Raw genomic sequence first — 15,599 nt, forward strand, 5'->3', positions numbered from 1 at the left:
TCCACCAGGGTGTACGGACGGATCAGGCGGTCGCGGCCGCCATGGCCTCGCGGACGGCGGCGAGGCGGCTGGCTGCGCGCCCGCGGGCGGGGGGCAGGTCGACGGCATCGGCGACCGGCTCGATCACCTCGAGATAGATCTTCAGCTTGGGCTCGGTGCCGGACGGGCGCACGATGATGCGGGAGTCGTCGGCGAGGTAGTAGCGCAGCCCCTCGGTCGGCAGCAGGCCGGCCACACCCTGCGCCAGATCGTCGATCCGCGCGACCGCCACCCCCGCGACCTCGCTCGGCGGCTCGGCCCGCAGGCGAGCCATCAACTCATCGATCCGGGCCAGGTCGGTGACGCGGATGGAGAAAGCATCGGTCGCATACACGCCGTGCGTGACCGCGAGTTCGTCCAGCACCGACTGGAGGTCGCTGCCCCGGGCCTTGCGGGTGGCGGCGAGTTCGCTCAGCAGCAGGGCGGCGGACACGCCGTCCTTGTCGCGCACGTGCGCGGAGTCCACGCAATAGCCAAGCGCCTCCTCATAGCCGAACGCGAGGTCGGGGACGCGGCCGATCCATTTGAAGCCGGTCAGTGTCTCCTCGTGCGCAACGCCAGCAGCCGTGGCCATGGCACCGAGCAAGCGGGAGCTGACGATGGAGTTGGCGAACGGCCGCCCGGCCGGGACGCCGCGCGCGAGAATGTGCGCGCCAAGCAGGGCGCCGACCTCGTCGCCGCGCAGCATCCGCCAGCCACCCGGCCCAGCGATGGCCGCGGCGCACCGGTCGGCGTCGGGGTCGTTGGCGATGACCAAATCCGGGCCGGTCTGCTCGGCCAGGTCCAGCGCGAGGTCCATCGCACCCGGCTCCTCGGGATTGGGAAAGGTGACGGTCGGGAAGTTCGGGTCCGGATCGGCCTGTGCGGCAACGGAAATCGGTTCGTCGAAGCCTGCTGCAGCGAAGGCTCGACGGATCGTCTCGGTGCCCACGCCGTGCATCGCCGTGTGCACGACGACCAGGTCACGAGGTGTGTCGTCGGCCACGACGGTCGCCGCGTCCCGGACGTATGCGTCGAGCACGTCGTCGCCCAGAATCTCCCACCCGGAGGCCGCACGGGGCACGCCGTCGACGCTGTTCACCGCGTCGATCTGCGCGGCGATGTGCGCATCCACCGGCGGGACGATCTGGGAGCCGTCGCCGACATAGACCTTGTAGCCATTGTCCTGCGGCGGGTTGTGGCTCGCCGTCACCATGACGCCCGCGTCCGCCCCGAGGTGGCGGATGGCGTATGCCAGCACCGGCGTCGGCAGCGGGCGGGGCAAGATCGCGGCCCGGCCACCGGCCCCGAGCACGACCGCGGCGGTGTCTCGCGCGAAGACATCGGAGTTGAAGCGGGCGTCATAGCCGATGACGACGAAGGGCTGGTCGGTCAGGGTTTTGAGGTATGCCGTCAGCCCGGCCGCCGCCCGGATCACGACGGCGCGGTTCATCCGGTTAGGCCCGGCGCCGAGCGCGCCGCGCAGGCCCGCAGTGCCGAACTCCAGCAGCCCGGCGAAGCGGTCCGCCAGATCGGACAGGGCGGACTCTTCCCCGCCCTCCGCGGCGGCGATCACCGTCTGCAGCTCAGCCCGGGTCGCGGCATCGGGATCATCCGCCGCCCACGCACGAGCGGCGGCCAGCAGATCCTCGGGGGCGGACGGCATACGAACTCCTCGGTCCGGCGACGATGCAGGTGCGCTGCACTGTAGCCCGACCGAGGAGCGCGGGAAGGGAGAGGACCCGGGTTGAGGCCCCGGAGATCAGATCTTGGTGACGATTTCGGCGAGCAGGGTGCCGCAGCGGGCGGCGGCGGCCTGGCCAGCCTCGACGACCTCGGCGTGCGAGAGCGGCACGGGTGAGATGCCGGCGGCCGGGTTGGTCACGAGCGAGATTCCGAGGACCTCCAGGCCCGCCTGGCGCGCGGCGATGGCCTCCAAGGTGGTTGACATGCCGACGAGGTCGCCCCCGAGGACACCGGCCATCTTCACCTCGGCCGGCGTTTCGTAGTGCGGCCCGCGGAACTGGACATAAACGCCCTCGGGCAGGTCAGCGTCGACCTCGCGGGCGATGGCGCGCAGCCGGGGGGAGTAGAGGTCGGTGAGGTCGACGAAGTTCGCGCCCTCGATGGGGGAGGCGGCGGTGAGGTTGATGTGGTCACTGATGAGCACTGCGGTGCCGGGGGCCCACTCCGGGCGCAGGCCACCACAGCCATTGGTCAGGACGATCGCCCGGCATCCCGCGGCCGCGGCAGTGCGGACCGCGTGGACAACGGCGCGCACACCGCGACCCTCATAGAAGTGCGTCCGGGTGCCGAAAACCAGTGCGCGGCCGCCAGTTTCACCGATCGCGACCGACCGCATCGTGCCCGAGTGGCCCACCACAGCGGCCTTGGCGAAACCCGGAACGTCGGTGTTGTCGATCGTCGCGAGGGTGGTGCCGATCCGGTCGGCCGTCTCGCCCCAACCGGAGCCGAGGACGAGCGCGATGTCGTGGGTCGGCGCCCCGGACTTCTCGGCGATCACGGCGGCAGCCTGCGCGGCCACCTCGAAGGGGTCGGCGCCCGCGGCGTCCAGCGGGTTCACGGCAACGATGTCGGTCACCGACGTAGGGTAGCCGGGCGCGGCGCGTGCGCCCACCTCCGGCTTGGTGGACGATGGAGCCGACGATGCGCAGCAGGCCATAGGTGAAGGGTGAAGACCACATGAACGGGCGCAGTCACGTCGTGATCGTCGGGGGCGGGCCCGGCGGGTATGAAGCGGCGCTCGTCGCCGCTCATCTCGGGGCTTCCGTGACGCTGATCGAGAAGGATGGTGTCGGCGGCGCGGCCGTGTTGACCGACTGCGTGCCGAGCAAGACGCTCATCGCGACCGCCGACTATATGTCGATGGTCGACACGGCCGTCTCGCTCGGGGTGCACCTGACCGACCACGAAGGCGACGAAGTGAGCGATGCGCAGGCGCGGCTCCCGGAGGTCAACGCCCGCGTCCTCGATCTCGCGTCCGCCCAGAGCACCGACATCGCCGGTCGGCTGCGTGAGGTCGGTGTCGACATCGTCGAGGGCCCGGCTCGGCTCCTTGACGCCAGCACGGTCCGGTCCGAAAGTGACTCGGGCACAACGGATCACGCGGCGGACGTCATACTCATTGCGACGGGGGCGACGCCCAGAGTGATGGCCGGTGCGCAGCCGGACGGCGAGCGCATCCTGACCTGGCAGCAGATCTACGCCCTGAACACTCTCCCCGAGCACCTGATCGTCGTGGGGTCCGGTGTCACGGGCGCCGAGCTCGCTCAGGCCTATCTCGGGCTCGGTGCCCAGGTGACGCTGGTGAGCAGCCGTGACCGGGTCCTGCCCGGCGAGGACGCCGATGCCGCCACCGTCATCGAAGAGGTCTTCACGAAGCGGGGTATGACGGTCTTGTCGCGCTCGCGCATGCAGGCCGTCGAGGTGGTGCGGGACGCGGCCGGGGCCGCGACCGGAGTCGCGGTGACTTTGGAGGACGGCCGCGTGGTCGAGGGCTCGCACGCCCTCTTGGCCGTCGGGTCCGTGGCCCAGACGCGGGACATGGGTCTGGAGGAGGCGGGCGTCGCGCTGCGCGAGAGCGGCCATATCGCCGTGGACCGGGTCTCCCGCACGTCCGTGCGGGGGGTGTATGCCGCGGGCGACTGCACCGGCGTGCTGCCGCTGGCCTCGGTGGCGGCCATGCAGGGGCGCATCGCGATGGCCCACGCTCTGGGTGATTCGGTCGCCCCACTGAACCTGGACGTCGTCTCGGCCAATATCTTCACCGATCCTGAGATCGCCACAGTTGGCCTGTCGGAGAAGGACATTGCCGCCAAGGGGCTCGAGGTTGAGACCGTCATGCTGCCCCTATCGCGCAATCCGCGGGCCAAGATGCAAGGCATCACCGACGGCTTCGTCAAGCTCTTCGCCGCCCCCGGGTCCGGGACGGTGCTCGGGGGAGTCGTCGTGGCACCGCGGGCGAGCGAGCTGATCTTCCCGGTGACCCTCGCCGTCGCCAACCGGCTCAATGTCGACCAACTCGCGAGCACCTTCACGGTCTATCCGAGCCTGACCGGTTCGATCGCCGAGGCGGCGCGCCGGCTGCACGCGACCAGCTGACCTCGAGGTGTCACAGCAGCCGTCCGGCGGGACAATCACCGGCCCAGGCGGGCGGATCGCCGTGGTCGCGGCCGCGCTCCTGGATGATCTCTCGCGCCCTCGGACGCTGCTCACGGCGCAGCGCACCGAGCCGCCGCGGCTGGCCGGCGGTTGGGAGTTGCCGGGGGGCAAGGTCGACCCGGGTGAGGACCTGATGACGGCGCTGGCACGGGAGATCCGTGAGGAACTCGGCGTGGAAATCACTGTGGGACAGCATATTCCGGGACCGCTAGAGGGCTGGTGGCCACTCGGGGCGAGCTATGCGTTGGCGGTGTGGACCGCGGGGGTGAGGGACGGCATACCCCAGCCGCTGGAGGATCACGCGCAGCTGCGGTGGCTCACGCGGGCCGACCTGTGGTCGGTGCCGTGGCTGGCCTCCAATAGTCCGATCGTCGAGGCCGTCGCGGCCACAGTGTGGAATCGGCCCGCGTCGCCAGGGCCAGCCCCGACACAATGACGCGGTCGGTGTCCTCGTCGTCGAAGGAGCGTTGAAGCGTGCCCGTCACGATCCCGAGTGCCCTCCCGGCCCGGCGCATCCTCGAAGGCGAGAACGTCTTCGTGATGACGCAGGGCCGCGCCGGGCATCAGGACATCCGGCCGCTGCACATCGCCATCGTCAATCTCATGCCGACCAAGATGGCGACCGAAACGCAATTGCTCCGACTCCTCGGCAACACCCCGCTGCAATTGGAGATCACCCTGATCCGGATGGCGAGCCACGACCCGCGCAACACCGCCCAGGCGCACATGGATGCCTTCTACATCACCTTCGACGAGGCGCGCGAGCGCAAGTTCGACGGCTTGATCGTCACCGGCGCGCCCATCGAGACGCTGCCCTTCGAGGCGGTCGACTACTGGCCGGAGTTGTGCACGGTCCTGGACTGGAGCCGCGATCACGTCTTCTCCACGATGCACGTCTGCTGGGGAGCGCAGGCCGGTCTCTATCACCACTACGGCATCGAGAAGTTTCCGTTGGCGGAGAAGATGTTCGGCGTCTTCCCGCACCGGGTTCTCGACCCGCGCAACCGGGTGCTCAGCGGATTCGACGAGATTTTCCCGGCCCCGCATTCGCGGCATACCGAAACCCGCGCAGCGGATATCGAGGCCACCGAGGGCCTGGAGTTGCTGGCGGTGAGCGAGGAGGCCGGGGTCTACCTCGCGGCGAGCACCGACGGTCGGCAGCTCTATGTCACCGGTCACCCCGAATACGAGCGCGACACCCTCAAGCTGGAGTATGACCGCGACATCTCGCGGGGCCTGGACGCCACCGTCCCGCGCCACTATTACCCCGGCGACGACCCGAGCCAGCCGCCCATGGTGACCTGGCGCAGCCACGCCTACCTGCTCTATGCCAACTGGCTGAATTACTGCGTGTATCAAGGCACGCCATACGACCTCGGCGCCATCGGCCCGCAGATCACGCCCACGGCCGACGAGGACTGACGCCGGCGACAAGGCGGCGGTTCACGGGCATACCCCTGGGCCTGAGACAATTGTTCAATGCCTCAGCAGTCCCGCAGCGACATCCGTAATGTCGCCATCGTTGCCCACGTCGACCACGGCAAGACCACTTTGGTGGACAAGATGCTGTGGCAGGCAGGTGCTTTTGGCGCCCACCAGCATGTCGACGAACGCGCGATGGACTCCGGCGACCTCGAGCGCGAGAAAGGCATCACGATCCTCGCGAAGAACACCGCGGTGCGTTATGCCGGCAAGGCGGCGGCGGATCTGGGCCACCCCGATGGCGTGACGATCAACATCATCGACACCCCCGGGCACGCCGACTTCGGTGGCGAGGTCGAGCGCGGTCTGTCGATGGTCGATGGTGTCGTGCTGCTCGTCGACGCCTCCGAGGGGCCGCTGCCCCAGACGCGCTTCGTGCTGCGCAAGGCGCTGGCCGCGCACATGCCGGTCGTGCTGTGCATCAACAAGGTCGACCGGCCGGACGCCCGCATCGGTGAGGTCGTCGACGAGGTCTACGAACTCTTCATGGACCTGATGGAGGACGGCGGCAACACCGAGGAGGTTCTCGACTTCCCGATCGTGTATGCCTCGGCCAAGGCCGGGCGAGCCTCGATGACCCGTCCCGCAGACGGCGATCTGCCGGACTCCGAGGACCTCGAGGCGCTCTTCAAGGTGATCTTCGAAACGATCCCCGCGCCGACCTATGACGACGAGGCGCCGCTGCAGGCCCATGTCACCAACCTTGACGCCTCGAACTTCCTGGGCCGGCTCGCCCTGCTGCGCGTGCACAACGGGCAGATCCGCAAGGGCCAGCAGGTGGCGTGGTGCCGCGGCGACGGCACGGTCAAGCAGGTCAAGATCACCGAACTGCTGATGACCGAGGCCCTGGAGCGCAAGCCGGTCGAGTCGGCCGGCCCAGGAGACATCATCGCCATCGCCGGCATCCCGGACATCATGATCGGCGAGACCCTGGCGGACCTGGACGACCCGCGTCCGCTGCCGCTCATCACGGTCGACGAGCCGGCCATCTCGATGACGATCGGGATCAACACCAGCCCGCTCGCGGGCCGCGTGCGCGGCGCCAAGCTGACCGCCCGCCTGGTCAAGGACCGCCTCGACCGCGAACTGATCGGCAATGTGTCCCTGCGCATCCTCGGCACCGACCGCCCCGACGCGTGGGAGGTCCAAGGCCGAGGTGAGCTCGCGCTCGCGATCCTTGTTGAGCAGATGCGGCGCGAAGGCTATGAGCTGACCGTCGGCAAGCCGCAGGTCGTCACCAAGGACATCGACGGCAAGGTCCACGAGCCGATGGAGCACCTGACCATCGATGCGCCGGAGGAATTCCTGGGCACCATCACCCAGGTCCTCGCGCAGCGCAAGGGCCGGATGACCCAGATGACCAATCACGGCACCGGCTGGGTGCGGATGGAGTTCGTCGTCCCGTCGCGCGGGCTGATCGGTTTCCGCACCGAGTTCCTCACCGAAACCCGCGGCACCGGCATCGCCAACCACGTCTTCCACGGCTACGAGCCGTGGGCCGGCACCATCACCACCCGCACCAGCGGCTCGCTGGTGGCCGACCGGATGGGGGTCGTCACGGCATACGCCATGGTCAACCTTCAGGAGCGTGGCACCCTCTTCGTCGAGCCGACGACCGAGGTCTATGAGGGCATGATCGTCGGCGAGAACTCGCGCGCCGACGACATGGACGTCAATATCACCAAGGAAAAGAAGCTCACGAACGTCCGGGCGAGCAGCGCGGACAACTTCGAGAAGATCTTCCCGCCGCGCAAGCTGTCCTTGGAGCAGAGCCTGGAGTTCTGCCGCGAGGATGAGTGCGTCGAGGTCACCCCGGAGGCCGTGCGCATCCGCAAGGTCGAGCTGGATCAGAACCTGCGCGCTCGGTCGGCTTCGAGGGCCAAGAACTCCTGAGCCCATGCGTCTGCTGTTCATCCACGCCCACCCCGACGACGAGTCGATCGCGACCGGTGTCGCGATCGGGGCGTATGCGGCGGCCGGGCACGAGGTGCACGTCCTGACGTGCACGCTGGGCGAGCAGGGAGAGGTGATCCCGCCGGATCTGCAGCACCTCGACGCCGACCACGAGGACGCGCTCGGGGAGTTCCGACTGGGGGAGTGGCAGGCCGCGCTGGCGGCGCTCGGCGCGACCGGGCACCTGCTGGGCTTCGATGAGTCGGGGGCCGCGGCATACCGCGACTCCGGCATGGCCGGCAGCCCGAGCGCGGCGCGACCGGATGCCTTCGTCAACGCCGACGCGGGCGCGGCAATTGCGTTGGCGCGCAAGGTGATCGAGCGCATCCGGCCCGATATCGTCATCACCTACGAAAACCAGGGTGGCTACGCCCACCCCGATCACATTCAGGCGCACCGCATCGCCTGCGCCGCCGTCGCGACGCTTGCCGACCCGCCCCGGATGTATGCCGTCCTGACCCCGCGATCGTGGGTCGCGCAGGATCGCGCGTGGCTGGCGGCGGAGGTGTCCGCGCCGGGGGTGACGATCCCGGCGGCCGACGATCCGGTGATCCCGTCGGTTGTCGACGATGCGCTCGTGCCGTATGCCGTCTCGGACGCGGAGGGCGCGCGGCGACAGGCCGCGGCGATGCGCGCGCACGCGACGCAGATCACTGTTCACGGCGCGTGGTTCACCTTGTCCAATGACATCGCCGCCCGGTTGAGCGGGCGCGAAGGCTATGCGCCGCTCGACCCGATCACCGGGCTGCTGCGCAGCGGCGAGCCCGTCGCGGAGGCGGGCGCGCGGGGATGGCCGGTGTGACGGCATACGACGGGGAACGGCCCAGCCCGCAGTTCCGGGCCGCGATGTCTCGGCTCGCGAGCGGAGTCGTCGCGCTGACCACGCGCAGCGGCAACCACGACTACGCCATGACCGCGACGGCCATCGCTTCGGTGTCGCTGGAGCCGCCCCTGCTGCTCGTGTGCGTGGAGTCATCCGCGCGTTTCCACGAGGCCGTCGTCGATTCCGGGGCCTTCGCCGTCTCGCTGCTCAGCCGCAAGCAACGGCGGGCTGCGGAATGGCTCGCGACGCCCGGCAAGCCGCTGATCGGCCAGTTCAACCAGATTCCGCATACCCGGAGCGAGGCGGGAATTGTTCTGCTGACCGGGTCCTTGGCTACTCTGGAGTGTCGGGTGCATGCCGTCCACGGGGCCGGAGATCACTCGATTGTCGTCGGCGAAGTGGTGCAGACCGCCCTCGCCGAACGCCCGGGCGACGCGCTCGTCCACTACCGCAGCCGCTACGGGAGCCTTTCATGAGCCAGAGCACGCCTATGCCGACTTCGACGCGTCGCCGTCGATGGCCCTGGGTCGTCGCGACGGCGGGGGTGGTTGGGCTCGCCGGCTATGGCGCCTTGGCATTGAGCGCGGGCTCCAAAACCCCGGGCGATACCGTCATCGGAGGGGTGCAGGTCGGGGGCAAGACGCACGCGCAGGCGCTCGATGCTTTGCGAAATGGCTTGCAGGACAAGGCCGCTGCCACGATTCCTGTGCGCTTCGGCGAGGAAAGCATCCAGCTGGACCCCGCCGCGGCGGGCCTCGCCGTCGACTACGACAAGAGTCTCGAGGGCCTCACCGGCGCCACCTTCAATCCCGTCGCGTTGTATGACCGCCTAACCGGTTCGGTGGATCGCGAGCCCGCCCGTCTGGTTGATCAGGCGCGGCTCGCGGGGGCGATCACGGCCGCTGCTCGTGGACTGACCGACAAGCCCGTCGACGCCAAGCTGACCTTCGTCGACGGCGCCGCGACGGTCACCCCAGGGGTCGATGGCCAGGCCGCGGATGTCCCGGCGACTGGCGCGGCGATCGAGAAGGGCTGGCTGCTCACCGACACCATCAACGGGGTGCTCGCCACCACGGCGCCCGAGGTCACGACCGAGGAGGCCGAGGCGGCCAAGTCGGATGTCGCCGCGAAGGTGGTTGCCGGGCCGGTCATCGTCAAGGTGGGTGACGAGAGCTTCGAGGTCGCGGGTGATGCCATCGCGCCGTCGGTGACCTTCGTGCCCAAGGATGGCGCGCTCGCCACGGAGTATGACGAGAAGAAGCTCGTCGCGGCCGTGCGCAAGGCGGGCCAGGAGGCCAAGGTGCTGCGCAAGGGCAAGGACGCGACGGTTACCTCCGCGGATGGCAACTTCAAGGTCGTGCCGTCCGTCGATGGCCTGGATGTCGACTCGGCAGCGGTCATGAGCGCCATGCCGGCCGCCGTGCTGGCCGCCGACCGGACCGCCGTGGTGCCCGGCAAGGCGAGCCCGGCGAAGTTCACGACGGCCAAGGCGAAGGCCTCGCTGCCCACCGGCGTCATCTCCACCTTCACGACGAACTTCCCCTACGCCCCCGATCGCACGCACAACATCACGATCGCGGCGCGGGCGCTCAATGGCACCTATGTCGCTCCGGGAGAGACCTTTTCGCTCAACGCCCACCTCGGACAGCGGACCCCGGAGAAGGGTTATCGCGGCGCCCCGGTGATCTACGACGGCCGGTTGACCAAGGACTATGGCGGCGGCATATCGCAGGTTTCGACGACCCTCTTCAACGCCATCTTCTTCTCGGGCGCGCAGATCGATGAGTACCACCCCCACAGCTTCTACATCTCGCGCTACCCCGAAGGCCGCGAGGCGACGATCAGCTGGCCCGATGTCGACAACCGCTTCACCAACACCACCGACGGCGGCATCTTCATCACCACCCAGGTGACCGCCAACGCCATCACGGTCACCTTCCAGGGCAAGAAGACCTGGGACATCGAGGCGACCAAGGGGCCACGCGTCAACGTCACCAAGCCGGGCAAGATCACCGATGACGAGAAGGGCTGCGTCCCTCAGTCGCCGGCCGATGGCTTCGATGTGACGGTCGGGCGGATCTTCAAGCAGGGCGGCAAGGTCGTCAAAACGCAGTACCTCACGACCCACTACATCCCCGAAGACCTGGTCATCTGCACCAACCCCTAACCGGATGCCTGGGCTGGCCGGCTCACCGGTCCGAGGGTCTTGCGGCGGCTTGGGGGGTTTTCTAACCTCTGCTAGCAGACGTTAATCAACTCTGCAGACCTTGCACGTTGTGCGGATTTGACTACCTTCTGCTAGCAGAAGTTACAAGGCCCGGGCGGGGGTGCTGGACAGATTGCGGTAGGCGTGGTGGCGGCGGAAGCCGAGGGATTCGTAGAGTCTGAGGGCCGGCGCATTGTCCGCCCACACCTGCAGGTGGAGATTCGTTGCGCCGAGTTCGGTTGCGGCCGTGACCAATTCGCCCAGCATGCGCCGCGCGATGCCGTGCCGGCGGTATGCCGGGTCCACCCACATCGCGGCGATCCCGCCCCACGTGCCGCTCATGCCCAGGCGCCCGACGCCGACCACCTCGCCACCAGCGCGCGCCGTCGCGAAGCGCTGCGCGGGGGAGCCGGTCATGATCGCCCGAGCGGCGTCGCGGTCGCCGAGGCGATAGCCGTCGTATGCCGTCAGCCACTCGTCCGTCAGCTCGCCCCCGATTCCGATCTCGACCGTATGCCGTCCCGGTGCCGGCCGGCCGCGCTCCGCCGACCGGCGCAGAATCGTTGCCGGTCGTGTGGTGAGAAAGAGGGAGGGTTGTGACGCGACATACCCACGATCGAGCAGCAGCCGACCGAGCGGGTCGCGCGCCGGGTCGAACCCCTCGGGACCGGCGAGGGTGACATTCGCGGGGAGGTGACGCTCCGCATACCACTCCTCCACGGCGTCGACAGCCTCCGCAAGTGGCACGCCCGGATCACCCACGGGCAGAACAGAATTGGCCCGAGCGGTGAACCCACGACCAGCACGCAACAGCCAACCGCCGAGGCGGGCGGTGTCGATGGCGGGCCAACCATCGGCGACCAGGTCGTGCAGCGCCAATGGCTCCAGATCACCCCCAGCAATCCCTCGCCGAGGGCCCGCAGGCGGGATGATCCGGGTGGCGACGATCCGATCACGGGGGATCGTCACGGTCCCGCGACGCGTCTCCAGCACGACGGCCTCAGGGTCATTGCGCACCACTGTGCCAACCGCATCGGTCAGCGGCGGTTGTCCCGGTGGCGGCGGCGGCTCGAGGCGATAACGCACGGTGGCGCGCACCGGCGAGCTCACGTGGGCAGGTGGGTGGCGAGGAACTTCAGCGTCAGGCCCCACGCGATCGTCGACGCCTCGGGGTGGTAGGTCACGAAGTCGGCATTGTCGAAGGCATGGTCGGCGCCCGGATAGGTATAGAACTCGACGTCCGGCCCAGCCACCGCGGAACGAATCCGCTCGACCGTCTCGCGGTCGATATAGGCATCCTCGTCGCCGAAGTGGTGCAGGGACGGCATGGGCACCTGCGGCGCGAGGTCAAGGAGGTTCGGCAGCGCCGAGCCGTAATAGCTCACGAGCGCGTCCGGTTTCGGATCCGCTTGTGCCGCAACGGCAAAAGCGAGTCCGCCGCCGAAGCAGAATCCGACATAGCCGGTCGTGTCCGTCACCTCCGGGCGACTGCGCAGCCACGCATGCGCCGCCAATCCGTCGCGCACCGCGGCATCCCAATCCAATTGCTGCAGCGCCGCGAGGCCCTCGCCCAGCATGTCCGGCCCATTCGCAATCCCGGAAATCCCTTGGCGCCAATAGAGCTCGGGCGCCAGAACGACATACCCAGCGGCAGCGAGCTCGGCGGCGCGGCGCTCGACATACGGGCTGATCCCGAAGATCTCCTGGAAGAGCACAATCCCCGGGCCCCGGCCGGCGGCGGGCAGCCACTGGCGGCCCGGCATCTCGCCGAGGGCGGTGGGGATCGAGACGGCAAGGGGGGTTGCGGGCATTCCCGCAGACTACGCCGCGGCCCGAGCCGCAGACCGGTGCCCGGCCGAAGGGCGAAAGCGGCCTAATATGGGGCCTATGACGTATGTGATCGCCCAGCCCTGTGTAGACCTCAAGGACAAGGCCTGCATCGAGGAGTGTCCGGTCGACTGCATCTACGAAGGCGAGCGCAGCCTCTACATCCACCCCGACGAGTGCGTCGACTGCGGCGCCTGCGAGCCGGTGTGCCCGGTCGAGGCGATCTACTACGAAGACGATGTGCCTGAGCAGTGGGCGGATTACTACAAGGCCAATGTCGAATTCTTCGACGACCTCGGCAGCCCCGGCGGCGCCGCCAAGATGGGCATGATCCCCAAAGACCACCCGCTCATCGCGGCTCTACCCCCGCAGGAGCACGACGAGTGAGCCTGCGCTCACTCCCCGACTTCCCCTGGGACTCGCTCGTGCCGCTCAAGGCACGGGCGAGTTCCCATGAGGGCGGCCTGATCGACCTATCGGTCGGCACGCCCGTCGACCCGACTCCCGCGGTGGTCCAGGAGGCGTTGCGGGAGCACGCCAATGCCCCGGGCTATCCGCTCACGATCGGTATGCCGAGCGTCCGTGAGGCGGTCGTCGACTGGTTCGCCCGGCGTCGTTGGGTGCCGGGGCTGGACCCCGCAGGCGTCATCCCGACCATCGGGTCCAAGGAGTTGGTTGCCTGGCTCCCGACCTTCCTCGGGCTCGGCCCGGGCGATCTGGTTGGCCACCCTGCCGTCGCCTATCCGACATATGACGTGGGCGCTCGCCTCGCCGGGGCCACACCGGTGCCCGTCACCTCGCTGACGGCGCTCGGGCCCTTGACGTCGGCGACGCGGCCAAAGTTGTTGTGGCTCAACAGTCCTGGGAATCCCGATGGCAAGGTGCTCGGCGTCGGGCATCTGCGCAAAGTGGTTGCCTGGGCGCGCCAGCATGGCGTCATCGTGGCCAGCGACGAGTGCTATGCGGAGCTCGACTGGCGCACCGACCGGCCTGCGGACGATCCGCCGACCACGCCCTCCTTGCTCGACCCCCGCGTCACCGACGGCGATGTGACGGGCCTGCTCGCGGCATACAGCATGAGCAAGCAGAGCAATCTCGCCGGCTATCGCGCGGCCTTCCTCGCCGGTGATCCGGCGCTGGTCGCGCAGATCGCGGAGGTGCGCAAGCACGCCGGAATGATGATGCCCACGCCGGTCCAGCACGCGCTCATCGCGGCACTCGGCGATGAGGCGCATGTCGCCGCACAAGTGGCGACCTATCGGGCCCGACGCGAGACCTTGCTGCCCGCCGCCCAGGCCTTCGGGCTGCGGATCGAGGGTTCCGAGGCGGGCCTATATCTGTGGGCCACCGCCGACGAAGACTGCTGGACCACGCTTGATCGCCTCGCCGACCGCGGCATTCTCGCCGCCGCCGGGTCCTTCTATGGCGCCGCGTCCACCCGCCACATCCGCATCGCCCTCACCGCCACCGACGCCCAGATCGCCGACGCCGCGTCGCGCCTGCGGAGTTAACTTGTTTCTCTCCGGATGCCGAAAGTGTGCGCTTCCACCTGCTTTAGAGCAGGGGGTAAGCGCAAGCTTCCCGGTGCAAGGCAGGACGGCAGATCAGAGCCACTCGCCGAAGGCGAACGGGCGGCGGGTGAATAGGTAGGTCGCCCAGTTCATTGCGGTGACGGCTCCCGACTCATCACGACGTATGCGGAGTAGCTCGCCGCGCTCCCGGCCGGCGGTCGTGACGTACAGATCGGGTCCGATGGCCTCGAAGAGCGACGGCGCGGTGGTCGCGGGCGCACTGCGCAGCCTCGCCTCGAGGCGACCCGCGCGCACGCTGAAAGTGAACTCCGAGCCCTCCGAAAACCATTGTCCAAGAAGCGGTTCCAGCTCAGCAGGAGTGGTGGTCCCCGGACGCCATACCGGCGGCAGCTCGGGATCGTGTTCCAGCACATAACTACCCAGCCCAGCGGCGAAGGTGCCGGGCGCGGTCGCTGTCGACTGGTTCATCAGCACTACGCCCGTGGTGCCTGATTCGCGGTGGGTGAAGCAGCCGCTGATGGTGCCCGGGAAGGCGCCGGTATGCCCGACCCACACCCGCCCGTCGTGCCGCAGCAGCATCAGCCCGAGGCCCCAGGCGAGCGACCAGTCGGGCGCCGCCGTGACGATGGGTTGGCACATCTCCTCAAGGGTGTCCGCGGCGAGCACCTCGTCAGTCGGGCTGGCCAGGAAGCCTCCCCAAAGTCCGAGATCCCTTGCCGTGGAGGCGAATCCACCCGCCGGCGCGAACGCCAGCAGGTCAACGGCTGGCTCGGTCACCGGCACGTCCGTCCACGGCGGCAGGTAGTAGCGGCCCGCCTGCGGCAAGCCGCCAATCCGACCCAGCGAGGTGGCGTGCAGACCGAGGGGGTCGAGGACGCGGCGCCGCACCACGGCATCCCAGTCCTGCTTCTCCACCCGCGCGATGAGCTCGCCGAGCAGGCCGAAGCAGAGATTGGAGTAGTGATGCAGCTGGTGCGGGCGACCGACACGCTCGGCGGCATTCCACCCGCGCAACAGTTCTTCTCGGTCGGGGAAGCGCAAGGTGTCCCAGACATCGCCGACCGGCTCGCGCTGCATTCCGGAGACATGGGCGAGCGCTTGGCGCACGGTGACGCCGCCATGGCGGGACTGCGGGATGTGCCGTTCCAAGGGATCGTCGAGGGAGAGTTTGCCGGCGTCGCGCAGCGCCATCACCGTCACCGCGACAAAGGTCTTGGTGATGCTGGCAATATCGAATTGCGTGTCGGCGCAGGGCGCCTTCTCCGGGTAGTCCAGATCGGCGCTACCCACGCCGGCGAACCACACCAGTCGACCGCCGCGATGCACGCCAGCGGCCAGTCCGGGGACACGGTCCGCGACTTGCTTGTCCACCGCGAGCCGATCCAGCGCGTGACTCGTGCGCTCGCGCACGGCCGACGTCTGCTCTCGGTGCCAGCCGCTCATCATCGTGTCCTCGGGCTGCATGGCGAGGTATTCCGGCCCCGGTTCAGCACCACATTCACCACCTCATCGCCCATCAGCCCCATCAGCACGAGTTCGCTGGACGTCGTGCTGAACGCGGCCTCGACCACATCCC

General features: G+C 68.7%; 14 protein-coding genes. 9 read left to right on the forward strand and 5 right to left on the reverse strand.

Going from position 1 to position 15,599, the window contains the following annotated elements; all coding sequences use genetic code 11:
* Positions 1 to 22: 22 nt before the first annotated feature.
* Together ABD225_RS06155 and ABD225_RS06160 are read right to left on the reverse strand one after the other, a co-directional pair.
* A complete protein-coding gene (locus ABD225_RS06155) occupies positions 23 to 1,684 on the reverse strand; it encodes a phospho-sugar mutase (RefSeq protein WP_344082545.1) in 1,662 nt (553 codons plus the stop codon).
* Positions 1,685 to 1,780: 96 nt separating this feature from the next.
* On the reverse strand, positions 1,781 to 2,620 hold the full coding sequence (locus tag ABD225_RS06160; protein WP_425564351.1) for a purine-nucleoside phosphorylase: 840 nt from the start codon (positions 2,618 to 2,620) through the stop codon (positions 1,781 to 1,783).
* A 101-nt stretch (positions 2,621 to 2,721) separates the two neighbouring features.
* Between ABD225_RS06160 and ABD225_RS06165 the strand changes: the two genes are divergently transcribed.
* Genes ABD225_RS06165 through ABD225_RS06195 form a run of 7 tightly spaced genes read left to right on the forward strand, consistent with a single transcriptional unit; the run spans position 2,722 to position 10,625 of the window.
* Positions 2,722 to 4,140, forward strand: a complete 1,419-nt coding sequence (locus ABD225_RS06165; protein ID WP_344082547.1) for an NAD(P)H-quinone dehydrogenase — start codon at positions 2,722 to 2,724, stop codon at positions 4,138 to 4,140.
* Positions 4,141 to 4,147: 7 nt separating this feature from the next.
* A complete protein-coding gene (locus ABD225_RS06170; RefSeq protein WP_344082549.1) occupies positions 4,148 to 4,636 on the forward strand; it encodes a (deoxy)nucleoside triphosphate pyrophosphohydrolase in 489 nt (162 codons plus the stop codon).
* 38 nt (positions 4,637 to 4,674) lie between these two features.
* Complete coding sequence (metA, locus tag ABD225_RS06175) at positions 4,675 to 5,622, forward strand: homoserine O-acetyltransferase MetA (RefSeq protein WP_344082551.1); 948 nt, start codon at positions 4,675 to 4,677, stop codon at positions 5,620 to 5,622.
* Positions 5,623 to 5,679: 57 nt separating this feature from the next.
* Positions 5,680 to 7,575 carry a translational GTPase TypA gene (gene typA / locus ABD225_RS06180; RefSeq protein ID WP_344082553.1) on the forward strand — a complete coding sequence of 632 codons (1,896 nt, stop codon included), beginning with the start codon at positions 5,680 to 5,682 and terminating at the stop codon, positions 7,573 to 7,575.
* Positions 7,576 to 7,579: 4 nt separating this feature from the next.
* A complete protein-coding gene (gene mshB, locus ABD225_RS06185; protein ID WP_344082555.1) occupies positions 7,580 to 8,437 on the forward strand; it encodes an N-acetyl-1-D-myo-inositol-2-amino-2-deoxy-alpha-D-glucopyranoside deacetylase in 858 nt (285 codons plus the stop codon).
* Entirely contained in the window at positions 8,434 to 8,934 is a 501-nt protein-coding gene (locus ABD225_RS06190) for a flavin reductase family protein (RefSeq protein WP_344082557.1), read from the forward strand. Before mshB ends, ABD225_RS06190 begins: the two co-directional genes overlap by 4 nt.
* 14 nt (positions 8,935 to 8,948) lie before the next feature.
* A complete protein-coding gene (locus tag ABD225_RS06195) occupies positions 8,949 to 10,625 on the forward strand; it encodes a VanW family protein (protein ID WP_344082559.1) in 1,677 nt (558 codons plus the stop codon).
* A 141-nt stretch (positions 10,626 to 10,766) separates the two neighbouring features.
* Here the strand turns inward: ABD225_RS06195 and ABD225_RS06200 are convergent, their stop codons facing one another.
* Together ABD225_RS06200 and ABD225_RS06205 are read right to left on the reverse strand one after the other, a co-directional pair.
* On the reverse strand, positions 10,767 to 11,774 hold the full coding sequence (locus tag ABD225_RS06200; RefSeq protein ID WP_344082561.1) for a GNAT family N-acetyltransferase: 1,008 nt from the start codon (positions 11,772 to 11,774) through the stop codon (positions 10,767 to 10,769).
* Positions 11,771 to 12,475, reverse strand: coding sequence for a dienelactone hydrolase family protein (locus tag ABD225_RS06205; protein WP_344082563.1), 705 nt, complete (start codon positions 12,473 to 12,475; stop codon positions 11,771 to 11,773). Before ABD225_RS06205 ends, ABD225_RS06200 begins: the two co-directional genes overlap by 4 nt.
* A gap of 76 nt (positions 12,476 to 12,551) precedes the next feature.
* On the opposite strand from ABD225_RS06205, the gene fdxA reads away from it, so the two are divergent.
* On the forward strand, positions 12,552 to 12,878 hold the full coding sequence (fdxA, locus tag ABD225_RS06210) for a ferredoxin (protein ID WP_344082565.1): 327 nt from the start codon (positions 12,552 to 12,554) through the stop codon (positions 12,876 to 12,878).
* Positions 12,875 to 14,002, forward strand: coding sequence for a succinyldiaminopimelate transaminase (gene dapC, locus ABD225_RS06215; RefSeq protein ID WP_344082567.1), 1,128 nt, complete (start codon positions 12,875 to 12,877; stop codon positions 14,000 to 14,002). Before fdxA ends, dapC begins: the two co-directional genes overlap by 4 nt.
* A gap of 93 nt (positions 14,003 to 14,095) precedes the next feature.
* Here the strand turns inward: dapC and ABD225_RS06220 are convergent, their stop codons facing one another.
* Positions 14,096 to 15,487 carry a serine hydrolase domain-containing protein gene (locus ABD225_RS06220; protein ID WP_344082569.1) on the reverse strand — a complete coding sequence of 464 codons (1,392 nt, stop codon included), beginning with the start codon at positions 15,485 to 15,487 and terminating at the stop codon, positions 14,096 to 14,098.
* Positions 15,488 to 15,599: the final 112 nt, after the last annotated feature.

This window comes from Nostocoides veronense (assembly GCF_039531185.1).
GTDB lineage: Bacteria > Actinomycetota > Actinomycetes > Actinomycetales > Dermatophilaceae > Nostocoides_A > Nostocoides_A veronense.

Coding starts and splice junctions, on each gene's coding strand:
- ABD225_RS06155 (WP_344082545.1), bottom strand. CDS start 1,684: ATGCCGTCCGCCCCCGAGGATCTGCTGGCCGCCGCTCGTGCGTGGGCG.
- ABD225_RS06165 (WP_344082547.1), top strand. CDS start 2,722: ATGAACGGGCGCAGTCACGTCGTGATCGTCGGGGGCGGGCCCGGCGGG.
- typA (WP_344082553.1), top strand. CDS start 5,680: ATGCCTCAGCAGTCCCGCAGCGACATCCGTAATGTCGCCATCGTTGCC.
- mshB (WP_344082555.1), top strand. CDS start 7,580: ATGCGTCTGCTGTTCATCCACGCCCACCCCGACGACGAGTCGATCGCG.
- ABD225_RS06195 (WP_344082559.1), top strand. CDS start 8,949: ATGCCGACTTCGACGCGTCGCCGTCGATGGCCCTGGGTCGTCGCGACG.
- ABD225_RS06205 (WP_344082563.1), bottom strand. CDS start 12,475: ATGCCCGCAACCCCCCTTGCCGTCTCGATCCCCACCGCCCTCGGCGAG.
- fdxA (WP_344082565.1), top strand. CDS start 12,552: ATGACGTATGTGATCGCCCAGCCCTGTGTAGACCTCAAGGACAAGGCC.
- ABD225_RS06220 (WP_344082569.1), bottom strand. CDS start 15,487: ATGCAGCCCGAGGACACGATGATGAGCGGCTGGCACCGAGAGCAGACG.